The sequence below is a fragment of the Actinomycetota bacterium genome (genome assembly GCA_035765775.1).
In the GTDB taxonomy this organism is placed as follows: Bacteria; Actinomycetota; CADDZG01; order JAHWKV01; family JAOPZY01; genus DASTWV01.
The window spans coordinates 1-13,528 of the sequence record DASTWV010000059.1 but is presented as its reverse complement, the minus strand read 5'-3'; the positions used below and the strand labels follow the sequence as shown (position 1 = coordinate 13,528).

The 13,528-nt window shown below is 66.4% G+C and carries 8 protein-coding genes; 7 read left to right on the top strand and 1 reads right to left on the bottom strand.

What is annotated here, in order from left to right:
- Positions 1–1,425: 1,425 nt before the first annotated feature.
- From VFW71_13785 to VFW71_13755, 7 genes are all read left to right on the top strand, one after another.
- Entirely contained in the window at positions 1,426–2,676 is a 1,251-nt protein-coding gene (locus VFW71_13785) for a hypothetical protein (GenBank protein HEU5003827.1), read from the top strand.
- A gap of 772 nt (positions 2,677–3,448) precedes the next feature.
- Positions 3,449–5,053: a GspE/PulE family protein gene (locus tag VFW71_13780; protein HEU5003826.1), complete on the top strand. Its 1,605-nt coding sequence runs from the start codon at positions 3,449–3,451 to the stop codon at positions 5,051–5,053.
- A gap of 32 nt (positions 5,054–5,085) precedes the next feature.
- The gene (locus VFW71_13775; GenBank protein HEU5003825.1) at positions 5,086–6,504 is read left to right on the top strand and encodes a type II secretion system F family protein; all 1,419 of its coding nucleotides are present in this window, start codon (positions 5,086–5,088) and stop codon (positions 6,502–6,504) included.
- A 469-nt stretch (positions 6,505–6,973) separates the two neighbouring features.
- Positions 6,974–7,573: a prepilin-type N-terminal cleavage/methylation domain-containing protein gene (locus VFW71_13770; protein HEU5003824.1), complete on the top strand. Its 600-nt coding sequence runs from the start codon at positions 6,974–6,976 to the stop codon at positions 7,571–7,573.
- A complete protein-coding gene (locus tag VFW71_13765) occupies positions 7,570–9,042 on the top strand; it encodes a hypothetical protein (GenBank protein HEU5003823.1) in 1,473 nt (490 codons plus the stop codon). Before VFW71_13770 ends, VFW71_13765 begins: the two co-directional genes overlap by 4 nt.
- A 157-nt stretch (positions 9,043–9,199) precedes the next feature.
- On the top strand, positions 9,200–9,568 hold the full coding sequence (locus VFW71_13760; protein ID HEU5003822.1) for a prepilin-type N-terminal cleavage/methylation domain-containing protein: 369 nt from the start codon (positions 9,200–9,202) through the stop codon (positions 9,566–9,568).
- 110 nt (positions 9,569–9,678) lie between these two features.
- Positions 9,679–11,670 carry an O-antigen ligase family protein gene (locus VFW71_13755; GenBank protein HEU5003821.1) on the top strand — a complete coding sequence of 664 codons (1,992 nt, stop codon included), beginning with the start codon at positions 9,679–9,681 and terminating at the stop codon, positions 11,668–11,670.
- 10 nt (positions 11,671–11,680) lie between these two features.
- Here VFW71_13755 and VFW71_13750 read toward each other — a convergent pair whose 3' ends face one another.
- Positions 11,681–12,844 (bottom strand): type IV pilus twitching motility protein PilT, encoded by a 1,164-nt coding sequence (locus tag VFW71_13750; protein ID HEU5003820.1) that lies wholly within the window; start codon positions 12,842–12,844, stop codon positions 11,681–11,683.
- Positions 12,845–13,528 lie beyond the last annotated feature (684 nt).

Genomic DNA, 13,528 nt, shown 5'->3' with positions numbered 1-13,528 from the left:
GCAGGCTGAATGTGAACCGACGCGGCCGTGGCGGCCAGGTCCGGCACCCCGCCGGAGGGTTGCCGGAGAGGACGCCGGATGCCTAAAGGGCCCGTCCGTCGGGAGACGGCGCCCCTGCTGTCGCGCGAGGAGACCGAGCGCCGGCGGGCAATTGCCGCCAACCGCCGGCTGAACCGTGGGGAGCGGCCCTCCCGCAGCCTCCCGGGGGCCGACGGGGATGGGCGGCCAGCCATGCCGGACGCCAGCCCAGCCCCACCCGTGCCGTCTGCGACCCAGGCCCCGCCGGTGCCCTCCGGCAATGGCCACGTGGCAGCGCCGCCGAGGATGGGCGGGCCGATGGCAGGTGGGCCGATGGCTGCAGGTCCCATGGCGGGCAGGTCGGTCGGGGGAGGCCCGATGGCCGCCGGCCAGTCCCGGCCGCCACAGGCCGTCACTGCGCCGCCCCGTTCGCCGAGGTCGTCGCCGACCGCCCCGGGCGCACCCCCGCCGCGCAAGAAAGGAAAGAAAGGGGAGGCCCCACCCGAGCGCCCGCAGCTGGGGGCCAACTGGCCGACGCCCGCACCGGGATGGCCGACGCCGCCGCCGGGCGGGTCGTGGGTCCGCCCGGGCGAGACCCGGCCGCAGTCGAAGCGGCGCCGCTCCGACCCGCCGCCCCGGGTCGTCCCGCGGGGGGCAGGCCCCACCGAGGCCTTTCCCGAGCGGCCCAAGATCTCCGCCCAGCCTGCCGAGGCGACCGGTCCGGCGAAGCCGCCGGCGCAGAGCCTGCGGTCCTGGATGGCTCTCAGCGCCCCGAGCGCATCCCCGGCCAGCGGCGATGCTCCGCCGATCCCGGTGTGGTCGCCCGACGGGGGAGTTGCGGTCCCCCGGCCGGCCGCCCCGGCTCCCATGCCGAGGCCGCCCGCCCCTGACGTCTGGGGGTCCGCCCCGCCCGCGCCCATCGGGCCCGCGGTGCCCGAGGAGCCGGCTGCGTATGCGCCGCCCCCTTCGATGGCTCCCGCCCCGGACCTTTGGGGATCAGCGCCGGCAGCCCCTGCCCCGCCGCGTGCGCCCGTCTCTTCGCCGGTTCCCGCTCCGCCCGTTACGGACGTCTGGGGGTCCAGCCCGCCCGCCCGGGCCGAGCCCAAGTCTCCGGAGCAGCCGGCTGCCTATGCCCCTCCCCTGTCCACCGCGCCCGCCCCGGACCTCTGGGGGTCCGCACCGACTCCTGTTGCCCCCAGGGTGCCCGAGGCGCCCGCTGCCTATGCGCCCCCGCCGTCGGCGCCTCCAACTCCGGACCTCTGGGGGCCGCCGCTCCCACCGCCCGTCGAGGGAAGGCCACCGGAGCAGCCGGCTGCATATGCGGCGCCGCCGTCCACTGCTCCCGTCCCAGACTTGTGGACGTCTCCCCCCGCAACCCCTGCCCCGTCCAGGGCGCCGGAGGTGCCCGTGGCGTATGCGCCGCCGCCCTCCACGAGTTTCGCCCCGCCTCCGGCCGAACCCGCCGCCCTGACGCCCACCCCCTACGTTCCTGAGCCAACTGCACCATCAGCGCCCGAGCCCCCGCAGACGCCTGCTCAGGAGCCTGAGGCGCTCCACCTGCCGGGATGGGCGGTCCCCGAGAGCGAGCAGCCTGCGAAGCCTCCCCGCTGGGATCCGTTCCCCGACCGGGTTGCGCCGCCGTCCCCCGAGGCGCAGCCGGCGCCGCCGGCTCCGCCCGAGGCTGCGGCTGAGGCGCCCGCTCCCGGGGCGGACCCGGAGCCGGCACCCGATGCCTCCTGGGCCGCGCCCGTCCCGACACCTGCCTGGGTCTGGGACCCGGTACCGCCGTCGGTGGCGGCAAGCAGGGCCACGGCCGCCTCGGGTTCAAGCCCGCAGCCGCTGTGGCTCGACCCCCTGCCCCCGGCTCCCTCCAGCCCCCCTGCGCAGACCGCCGCCCCAGAGAACCCCTGGCTCACCGGGGATTCGGCGGCCAGGCCGGCCGCGGTGCCTTCGCCGCCCGCACCAGCCCCCATCGAGTACCGCCAGCCAGTGCCGCCCGCTCGGCCGCAGGTGCAGCCAGCGGGGGCGCCCGCCAAGGCCATCTTCCGCGAGCACACCACCTCGGTGGTCTGGCCGCCGCGGCAGCTCCCAGCCCCAGGCGCGGCACCCGAAGAGGAGATCGAGCAGAGGCCCCGACGGTCCCCCCGTGCCGTCACCCCCCGACCGGCTCCGAGCGAGGCCCCGGTCGTCAAAGGCCCTCCATCGCTGCGCCGGGTGCGCCCCTTATATGTGGTGGCTGCGCTCAGCGTGGTCGGGGCCCTGGTGGCCATCGGTGTCAACGTGCACTTCAACACTGCCGCCTCGGGTCAGACCGGTACCAATCCCAAAGCCACCCCGGCCCAGGCGGTGGTCCCGCAGGTTGTCCCCAGCGGCATCGTCGGCCCGACGGCGATCGAGTTCCTGACTCCGGTGGTCGCCCCGGGCGGCTCGGTCACGATCAAGGTGGGGGCGGAGAAGGGGGCCACCTGCACGCTGTCGCTGCTCGGGATCCACGGCGAGTCGCTGAACATCCCGGGCGCGGTCCCGATGTCGATCGACCAGACCGGTACCGCCCAGGAGACGGTCGCACTCGACTCCGGTCTGGCTGCTGGCGCCTACCGGATGGTCGTGGTGTGCCAGCCCGGGAGCCGTTCGGTGGGGTCGCTGACCATAAGTTGAGGCCGGCGGCCTGGCGAATGGCGAGGTCTGCAGAGAATGTCGGTCTCTTAAGGGAACGTCAATAGGGCTTGGGGTGCCAGCACCATTGACAAGCGCGACATTTGCTGCTTGATTTCCACCTTGAAGCACCGAGGGTGAGCGGAAGATCGGGGGGAAATCGCTACGCTCATGTCGGCCGCGGCATTGTCGGCCGTCGATGGCATTCGATCTAGACTCACAGCCCTCGCCTGGACCAGGCCCGCCGGTCGGGCGCGGTGTCCTGCGGGGGTACCCGGATTGCCTACGCATTATTGGTCTGCAGGAAGTATTAAAAGGGCTTCAAGATTCGGCCCCGTTCCGCCGATGCCAAGAGCACAGGCAAGCAGAGGGGCCCCGCGTGAAAGACGTACCGACCATGTTTAAGAAGGGTGATAAGGGAAACAAAGGATCTGGACCACCCCCGGCGTCGCCGCCGGGGACGTTGCCGCCACGCCCTGCGATGAACCCCGCCAATGCCGGGAATCGCACCGGGACCCTCCCGCCGCGACCTCCAGCGAGCCCGGGAGGCAACGGGAAGCCCCCGGCCTCCTCGCCTCGCCCCCAGGACGGTCCCCGAGCCGACGGGCACCACCACGGCAGGGCCGGCGCCGCGCCGCCCCCGCACCAGCCGCCCGCTCAGACCCCTTCGGCCCCCCAGGCCCCCTCACACCCACCTGCCGTCTCCGGCCGGCCCCGCCTCGGTGAGCTCCTGCTGCAGCGCCAGCTGCTGACCAACACCCAACTTCAGGAGACGTTGCTCCAGCAGTCGGCCTCGGGCAAGCGCCTGGGCGCCCTGCTGATGGAGATGGGCTTCATCGATGAGCGTGCCCTCACCGGCGTGCTGGCCGAGCAATTGCGCATCCCGATCGCCGATCTGCGCACCATGACCCCGGAGCCCGAGGCACTGCGCAAGCTCCCGGAGACCGTCGCCCGGGGCGTAGGGGCGATCCCGCTCCGCCTGTCCGAGAACGGACTCGAGGTGGCCGTCGCCGACGTAAGCGCCGAGGTCCATGCCGAGCTCACGAAGGCAGCCGGTGTTCGGGTCGGGCTCCTACTGGCCCCTGCATCCGAGGTGCGCCGGGCGATCGACAACTCCTACCGGGCACTGAGTGGAGTCCAGTCGCAGATCGAGGCCTTCCAGGCTACCGAGCTCTCCCGCAAGGTTGAGGCCCCGAACCTGCAGCAGGCGGTTACCGACGACGCCCCAGTGGTCAAGGTCGTGAACCTCATGATCACTCAAGGCCTGCGGGACCGGGCCTCCGACATCCACATCGAGCCTCAGGAGGATCGCCTGCGGATCCGGTACCGCATCGATGGTGCGCTGCACGACGTTCTGGCCCTCCCGCCCACGATGGGGCCGGCGGTGGTCAGCCGTCTCAAGATCATGGCGTCGATGAACATCGTCGAGCGCCAGAAGTCACAGGACGGCCAGATCGCGATGAACATCGACGGCCGCCAGGTGGACATCCGGGTGGCCACGACGGCCACCATCTGGGGCGAGAAGGCAGTTCTTCGGCTGCTGGACAAGTCCAAGCAGCTCTACCGCCTGGGCGACCTGGGCATGGACCCTGAGGTCACGGCCGACTACTCCAAACTGCTTCGTTCCCCGTTCGGGATGCTCATCTGCACCGGTCCCACAGGGAGTGGCAAGACCACCACGCTGTACGCCTCGCTGAACGAGGTAAACAACTCCGAGCGGAACATCATGACGATCGAGGACCCGGTCGAGTACATCTTCCCGTCGATCAACCAGATCGCGATCAGGGAGCAGGCGGGCATCACCTTCGCCAACGGCCTTAAATCCATCCTTCGGCAGGACCCGGATGTCATCTTGGTCGGCGAGATCCGGGATGCTGAGACCGCCCGGATCGCTGTGCAGTCTGCACTAACAGGGCACTTGGTGATGTCGTCGCTCCATGCCACCGACGCGGCCGCGGCGCTGCACCGGTTCCTCGATATGGGGATCGAGTCGTTCCTGATCTCCTCCTCTGTCATCGGGGTCGTTGGCCAGCGGCTTCTCCGGCGAATCTGCCCCGTCTGCAAGACCGCTTATGACCCGAGCCCGGACGAAATCGCCTTCTACAAGGATGCCGGCGGTCCGCCGAAAGCGCAGTTCTGGCATGGAGAGGGCTGCAACTTCTGCTCGCAGACCGGCTACCAGGAGCGTATCGGCGCCTACGAATTGCTCAAGATCAGCGATGAGATGAAGAATCTAATCGTCAAGGACGCCAGTCATGAGGAGTTGCGCTCGATGGCGATCCGCCAAGGCATGCGGCCCCTGCGCACCGAGGCGCTCCGCCTCGTGTACCAAGACATCACTACCATTGCTGAAGTGATGCGAAGCATCTATACGCTGTAGGCCAGTCGTGGCCGTCGAGCGAGGGACCCAACATGCCAAAGTTCAAGTACGTCGCCACCAATGACTCTGGAAAAGTGGTGCGGGGCACCACTTTTGCCGAGACCCCCGAGCAGGCGGAAGCCGACCTGCGAAGCCAGCGGCTCTACGACGTCTCGGTAGAGCTGGAAGGAAAGGGTGCTGGCCGGAAGGGTGGGGGGAAAGCGAATAACCAGGTGCCTGCGGCGTCCGGCACGGCACCGGTCGCGAGTTATGGGGACCCACCCCCCTACGCCCAACAGAGTGGCATCCCACCGATGGGCTACGGAGCCATACCTTCCTTCTATCCCGCGGAAGAGACTCCTTCTGCTTCTCCTCCTGCGGCGGCCCGAGAGAAGAAAAAAAGCTTCTGGCAGATCGAGATCACCCAGAAGAAGGTCCCTAAAACAGATATCATGAACTTCTCCCGCCAACTGGCCTCCTTCATCCGAGCGGGTATTCCCATTCTCGAGGCAATCGATACCTTCGCCTCAGAGGCTAGGAACACCACGTTCAAGGATGCTCTTAACGACATCCGAGTCCGCCTCATCGAGGGCGACACCTTTTCCACGGGTGTTGCGGCCCAAGGAAAAATCTTCCCGCGGTTCTACGTCGACATGCTGCGCGCGGCAGAACTCACGGGGCGCCTCGACTCCGTCTTGGATCAACTGTCCAAGTACATCGAGAGGGATCTCGAGGCCCGGCGCAAGATCCGGGGAGCCATGATCTACCCCGCCCTGATCGGCGTCATGTCGGTGGGCACCGTGATCTTGCTTGCTACCTTTGTGCTGCCCCGGTTCAAGACCTTCTTCGAGTCGCTCAACGCCAAGCTTCCTCTGACCACCCGCATGGTCCTGGCGTCCGGTGCGTTTGTCGGCCACTGGTGGTGGGCCCTCCTGACCGGCCTTGGGGTGCTCATCATTTCGCTCGCTCTCACGCTCAACAGCGAATGGGGCCGGCGCAAGAAGGACCAATTGCTCCTGAAGATCCCGGTATTGTCCGACGTGGTCCGCTTCGCCATCATCGAACGGTTCTGCCGGGTACTGGCGGCGATGGTCCGCGCCGGCGTGCCCCTCCCTGAGGCTCTGCTTGTCGTGTCGGAGAGCACGAAGAACCGGGTCTACGAGGAGGCCCTCGACGCCGTGCGGGCGGAGATGCTCGAGGGTGGCGGCATCGCCGGGCCGATCCAGCGCTCTGCCCTGTTTCCCGCCGCGGTCACGCAGATGGTCCGGGTGGGCGAGGACACCGGGACTCTGGATACGCAGCTTGAAACAGCGTCGTCGTTCTACGAGCAGGAGCTTGACTACAAGATCAAGAAGCTGACCACCCTGTTCGAGCCAGCCATGATCGTGTTTATGGGACTGATCGTCGGATTTGTTGCGATCGCTCTGATCTCTGCGATGTACGGCATCTTCCGTCAAGTGCAGATCTCGTGATCAGCAAATTACGGCCTCCCCGGAATGACGCCGGCACCACACTAATTGAGGTTATCATGACGATTGCTATTATGGGTATAGCTTTCGTGGCTATCTTGGGGGGAATGGCGACATCGATCATCACCTCAGACATCCACCGGCAGGAGGCTAATGCCCAGGCGATCCTCCGAGACTACGCGGAAGCCGTTGAAGGCAGCACGACATGGGCAGGTTGTTCGGCGTCGCCTGCGAGTTACGCGCCCGCGGCTGTGACCTTCACAATGCTGCCCGGGTATGCCGGCGTCTACACCCCTGCGGCTACCGGCGTGGCATTCTGGGTCTCGTCAACCGCCACGTGGGCACCGGCCTGTCCGGGCGGGAAAGACCCCGGGTTGCAGAAGATCTCCCTAAAGGTCTCCTCGGCGCGCGCTTCCGAGACGCTCGACGTCGTGAAGCGGTGCCCGGGTATCAGCGGTGCTGGGGCCAACCAATGCCCGACGTCATGAGCCGTCTCGGGTCGCTCGCCGCCAACCAGTCCGGCTTCACGCTCATGGAGCTGCTGGTCGCCATCGTGATTCTAGGCGTCATCATGGGTCCGGTTGCCGCCTCCGTGATCGCCGTGATCCACAACACGGCATCTACCCAGCAGCGCCTTACCGAGTCCCACGACGCCCAGATATCGACTGCCTACTTTGGAAACGATGTCCAAAGTGCCGGGGTGACGGGGACGGTGACGTCAGGATATGACTCAGGCTGTCTTGTTGCCGGGTATACACCGATCCTTCAGTTCCAATGGACCGAATACGATGTGACCGGGAGCGTCACGGCATACAACGTGGCAACCTACGAAACCCAGGCTGTCGCCGGCGCCCAGCCCGCCCTTCACCGGGTGAACTGCCGGGGCGCTGCCCCGGGATCCACCCCGCAGTCCAGCGACGTCATTGTGGCTCACTTGCTGAGTTCAAGTGTGGCGCCGGCCGTGTGCGTATATACCTGCGCCAACCAGCCCGCTCGGGCTGTGGGCATGACTGTTACTGAGCAGGATGGCTTCCAGTTCTTCGTATCGGGAGTCGGGAGGTCAACGGGTTGATCTGTCTTCGCCAGCGAATAAAAGGTGCGTTTGAGGACGATGAGGGCAGCGCGCTCCTCCTAGCGCTGATCTTCATCATTATCATTGCCGTGGGGCTGGGCGCCCTCCTGTATATGGGCGACGCCAGCATACGCACAACCCTCGCGGTTCGGGACCAGTCCTCGACTACGTATGGGGTGGATGGGGCAGTAAACGGAGCGATAAACAGCCTGCGTCATGCCCGCGATGCGAGCGGTGTGCTCCTGGGGACCGCCCCTGCTTACGCCACCCCCGTTGGAACCAACAATTGCCCCACCTCCGGAATGACGATCGATGGTGTGTCGGCGACGGTAACGTGCGTCGGCACAAATGATAGTGGGCTGGTTTCGCAGGATAATACGAGTAACGACCCGTCCTATGCTCTTTTGGCACTGGAGACGGTGACTGGAACTGTTCCGAATGGGGTACTCGAGAAGTCGAACTACACGCTGACCATCGGGGGCAAGGCTCGGTCGAACAACAATATCGACCTGAAGAACGCGGTCTTTTGGAATGTGACTGGAAGTGTCAGCACGCCCTCGTGTCTCGAGTCCGCATCGACGAATATCAGCGCAACCGGTGGGCTCAATTGTGCTGACAACGCCACCGTATTCGACCCCGGCTACGTCACGTCGACCTATGATCCGCTGCTCACGTCGACGGTGACGCCAGCCGCCAGCCAGTGTATTTCGGGCGCAACTTACTTCTTCCCGGGATGGTACACAAATGTGAACCAACTCAACGCGGCGGGCCCCTGTGCCAGTAATGGCAAAGCGATATTCACCACCGGTGTGTATTTCTTCAATTTCTCTACCGGAAATCCGGCGCACCTTTGGGCTCCAAGCTTTTCGCAGATGATCGGTGGGACCCCAAATGCAGCAGGATCGGCGGCCACGGATTGCCTGGCGGGTCAGCCGGGGGTCCAATGGGTCTTCGGGGGTGACAGCCACATGAGACTGGACAACGCGTTGAACGCGTGCCCTATAATCAGCCTCACCCGCCAGCAGATTGTCTTGTATGGCCTGCCCCCGCGCTACACCGTCACCTATACCGCCAGCAACGTGGAATCGGGATGTGTGGCGAACCAGTCGTGCTACCTCCTCGACGCCAGCGCCGCCAGCACGCAACTGGTGCTGCGGGGTACTGTCTACGCCCCCGTGGGATCGTTCAACGTCAAGCTTGTCACGAGCTCTACCCAGGCAATCTTTGGGCGAGGGATCATCTGTGACGATCTGACGATGGATCTGACCGGCGGTGCCGGACCGCTGGCTGGCGTGATCGGGACGCCCCCCATCCTGGGAACCTCGACCAAAGCGGGCCCACGCACCGTTCTGTTCACCGCCACTGTCGGGGGCAAGACAAAGCTCAAGGCTATTGCCCAGTACGACGATACAGATAGTAGCAATCCGGGCAAGCAGGTGACGGTCACTGCTTGGAGTTATTACCGGTGAGTTCGCCGAGGTTGGTTCGGATCAAGGAGCCACCTTCCCTGCGGAGCAAGGAGGTGATGGGCGGCGCGCGATCGTAGTCCGGAGCATGAGGTTGGTCAAGGAAAGCTAGCAGCGTTCCAGGAGAAATGCTGCGCGAGAGAGGAGGCTTCAAAAAGTGATGCCGAAATTGAGGAAGCTGCAGCAGAGTGAGAGTGGCTTCACTCTCATCGAGTTGCTGATCGTGATTGTAATTTTGGGGATTCTAGCGGCAATCGTCGTCTTCGCCGTCGCAGGCATCACCGACCGTGGCAACGCGGCGGCGTGCAAGGCGGATGCCAAGACGGTGGAGGTCGCTTCGGAGGCCTACTACGCCAAATACGGCGCCTACGCAAGCGGTATCGGCGCCACCAACAACTTCAACACGCATGACGGCACGCTGATCGGTGAGGGCCTCATCCGTGACACCCCCGGCAACAACGGCTACACCATCTCGTACGCCCCGTCGAACGGGAAGGTGACGGCGTCCGGGGCATGCACCATCACGTAGGTCCGAGTCGCTGAATCGCCTGGAGGGCCCGGGTGTTCCCCGGGCCCTCCTGGTTGCCGGGGTCGATCTTGGGTCACCGAAGGAGCGGGTGGGGGTCTACCCTTCGGGCAGTGCTCCGGACCAAGAACACCCCCGAGGACACCTTCTCGCCGAGGCGGGCTTCGGTCGTGGTGGTTGCTGTGGTGGCTCTGGTGCCGCTCGTGTTCGGTCTGGGCGTACTCCCCTTGATGACCGGTGGCAACGATCCGGGCTGGCTGGCCGGGGCCGAGGCCTTGACGTTCGGCGTCGTCGCGGTATTGGGGTTGGCCGGCAGGCTGGGGGTTTCTCGCGACCGCTGGCACCGGTACCTGGCGGTTGTTCTGGCTGGCTCGGTCCTGGCGGCGGGGCTGTCGGCGGTGTTCTCCCGGGATCTCGCCACGAGCTACCCCGGAGCCCTGCAGTGGCTGTGGCTCGGCGCCTCTGGCGTGCTGGCCCTTCGAGTGGCGGAACGCCGGCGGGGTCGGGAGTGGCTGACCGGGGTGCTCATCGTGGCGGTGTCCATCCAGACGCTCTGGGGTTTCTACCTCTGGTTGGGGTCGCGCGATCCGACCCATGCCCAGGTCGGGACGTTCTACGCGCCGAACCAATACGCCGGGTACCTGATCCTGCTGGCCCCGTTACTGGTCTGTGTCTGCCTGACTACCCCATCTCGGATCTTCGCGTTGGGCACCGGGTTTGCCTCAGCGTTTGTGTACCTCGGCATCGCGCTCAGCGGATCCCGTGGCGGTGCGGTGGCCGGCGGAGCGGGCCTCATAGCTGTGGTGGCCATGGCCGGGACTGGGGTGAAAAGGGTCCTCCTGCGGAGCGCTGCGCTCCTCGTGGCGGTGGCGGGCATGGGGTTGCTCATGACCGGGCCCGTGTTCTTTCACCGGGGCGCGCAGCACGGTGGGGGCGTGCAGTCGGTCTTGGCGGTCAAAGGTGAGGACCCGGCCAGCCTTGTGATGCGCATCCACTGGGATGTGGGGGCTGTGCAGATCGGTCGTCACAATGTGTTGGTAGGCACCGGGCTCGGTACGTTCGGTCCGGTGTTCGCCAAAATCCAAAAGCCGCAGTGGGAATGGTCGAAGTGGGCGCACGACCAGTACCTGGAGTCGTTTGCCGAGGGAGGGCTGGCCCTCCTCGCCGGTATGGTGGCACTTGCCCTTGTGCCTCTCCTCGGTGGTTTTCTGGGGCTGAGGAAGGGCTGGGGCAGGGAGTCACCCTGGCTTCTTGGCGTCTGGGGCGGGTTGGTCGGCGGCTCGATCCATCTCGCGATCGACCACGACTGGTCGTACGCCGGGTACGGCTTGGCGTTTGTCGTTATGGCCGCCTTGGCGGTCACGCCGTGGCTCGAGGATCCGCCCACCACCCAGCGGCCTCCGGGCTGGATGAGCCGGATCGTGGGTGTCCTGGCTCTGGTATCTCTGCTGGCGGTCAGCGGGGCGTTCGTTGCCGGCCACATCGCTGGAGAGCCGGGAGCCAGCGACCAGGCGCTCCGCATGGCCTCGATCCTCGCCCCGTATTCGGCCCAGCCATTCGAGGTCAGGGCGGAACGGCTGGCGAACCGCACCGGCAGCGCGGACTTGCGCGCCGCGGCACGCCTGCTGCGCCAAGCCCTCGCCCGCTCCCGCCTGACCAACCGCATCCGCAATGAGCTGGCCGCCGTCTATGCCCAGCTCGGAGATGCCCGGGACGCTCGGAGTACCTACGCCCAGGCGATCATGGTCGCACCCGGAGACACCCAGGGCTATCTGGCTGCGGCCTCGTTCGAGCTCGGGCCTGGGCGCGACCCGGCTCGGGCGGCTGCCATCCTGGATGACGGGATCCGGACGATCGCGCCTGGGGCCGACGCGGGCAGCATCGCGATCTTGCTGACCGCCCGGGCGGCCGCAGCCGAAGCGCTGGCGGGACCTTCGGCAGGACTGCCCTATGCCGAGAAGGCGACACAGCTGACGCCCGAGAATCCCACGGCCTGGCTGAACCTGCTCGGCGGGGCCTGCCGTGCCGGCGACCAGGAGACCGCGGACACGGCCCGCACCAGAGCGCTGGCGTTGGGGGCCGCCATCCCCCAGGGGTCGTGCTGACCGGCGAGGTTCAGCGTCCCCGCCGGCGATCCCCCTGGGCTCCCGCTGCAACGGGGGGCGGCGGAGACGCCGGGATCGGCATGGGCACGGGCGGGGCCATGCCCAGGGGGCCGGTGGTGCGGATCTCATTGGGGAACATGCTCCGCATGCGGCCGGCGACGGGGTCGATGACGCCCTGGACAATCAGGTCGGAGATGGCCGCCTCAAGGGTCTGCATGCCCTCCTTCTGGCTCGTGACCACGACGTTGCGGATCTGGCTGCTCTTGCCTTCTTTGATGAGGTTCCGGATGGCATGGTTGGCCAGCAGCACCTCGAAAGCCGCCACCCGCCCACCGCCGATCCGCGGGATCAGCTGCTGGTAGAGGACGCTCTGCAGCGAGTTGGCCAGCTGGATGCGGATCTGCTGCTGCTGCTCGGCCGGGAAGACGTCGACGATGCGGTCCAGGGCCTGCGAGGTGTCGTTGGTGTGCAGGGTGGCGAACACCAGGTGGCCGGTCTCCGCCACGGTCAATGCGATCCGGATGCTCTCGAGGTCCCGCATCTCTCCCACGAGCAGGACGTCGGGGTCCTCCCGGAGTGCGGAGCGGAGTGCGTTGGCGAAAGAGTGCGTGTCATCGCCGACCTCCCGCTGGTTCACGACGCAGCGTTTGTGGGCGTGCACGTACTCGATCGGGTCCTCAATTGTCAGAATATGGCAGGCCCGTGTCTGGTTTATGTAGTCGAGCATGGATGCCAGGGTGGTCGACTTGCCGCAGCCCGTCGGCCCAGTGACCAGAATGAGCCCATGGGGCAGCTGCGTGAGGCCAGCTGTGACCGGAGGGAGGCCTAGCTGGGAAAAGCTGGGAATTTGGAAGGGGATTGCTCGCACGGCCAGGCCGAAGGTGCCCCGTTGCACGAAGGCATTGCCCCGGAACCGGGCGAGGTCTCGCCAATTGAACGAGAAGTCGATTTCTCGGTTCCGCTGGAAGCGGACCCACATGTCTTCCGGGAGCACACTCTGCAGGAGAGCTTCGGCCTCGTCCGGCTGCAGCGCTTCGATCCCCGGGAGTGGCGTCAGCTGGCCGTCGATGCGGAGCATCGGTGGAGCGCCGACCGTCAGGATGAGGTCGCTCGCGTTGCGTTCCCACAGTTCGGTCAGCAGGGGGTCAAGGGCGTCTGCCTTGGCACGAGTCATTGGGATCCCTTTCTTCCTTCCGTCTCAACTCCAGCGCCCCAACGAAGCCTTCGGCGCCCAAGCTCTTTCTCTGTCCGCGCTGTGGGGAATCGTAGGCCACTCCGGTCGGCCACATCCAACACCAGAGCCCGCTCCCGCGGAGTCTCCCCTATGCATATCGGTTGATCGCGCATCGCACATAAGCCGGGATCCGCCGCGAGGCCGCCGCGAACTTTCCCAGTTGGTCATCCCGGTTCGCCTCCATGTGCACCAATTGCCGAGCCACCGCTACAGGCGCCGTGAGCTGAATAGGTTTTTCCGCGCGAATCGGTGGATTGTCCGGACGACGTGATGGTTTGAAGGCCGCCCAGGCGCGAGGCAGCGAACCGCCTCTGACCCAAGGTCCACCTGCCAGCGTCAGCAACGCCTCTCGAGACCTGAGATTCGCCTGGCGGCCAACCATGTTCCACGTCCTCAGAAGCAAGCGCTTTCGCACCGCAAGGCCCGAATCGGCTGACCGGTGATGTCCTTATAGGTCGCCGCAACGTCGGTTGAAGCGGGGCCCTGTACGTGGCCATGCCAAAGTCCCCACTGGTGGCCACTTAGAACGCCCCACGGGTGGCCGCAAGGAAGCCCCACCTCCGCCTGAAATCCGAGTCCTGGCCCCTCCGGCCGGTGACGGTGTCGGTGTCCGCCAGCACCACA

Excerpts from the sequence above, each read along its gene's own strand:
- VFW71_13775 (HEU5003825.1), top strand. The coding sequence starts at position 5,086 with ATGCCAAAGTTCAAGTACGTCGCCACCAATGACTCTGGAAAAGTGGTG.
- VFW71_13770 (HEU5003824.1), top strand. The coding sequence starts at position 6,974 with ATGCCCGACGTCATGAGCCGTCTCGGGTCGCTCGCCGCCAACCAGTCC.
- VFW71_13760 (HEU5003822.1), top strand. The coding sequence starts at position 9,200 with ATGCCGAAATTGAGGAAGCTGCAGCAGAGTGAGAGTGGCTTCACTCTC.
- VFW71_13750 (HEU5003820.1), bottom strand. The coding sequence starts at position 12,844 with ATGACTCGTGCCAAGGCAGACGCCCTTGACCCCCTGCTGACCGAACTG.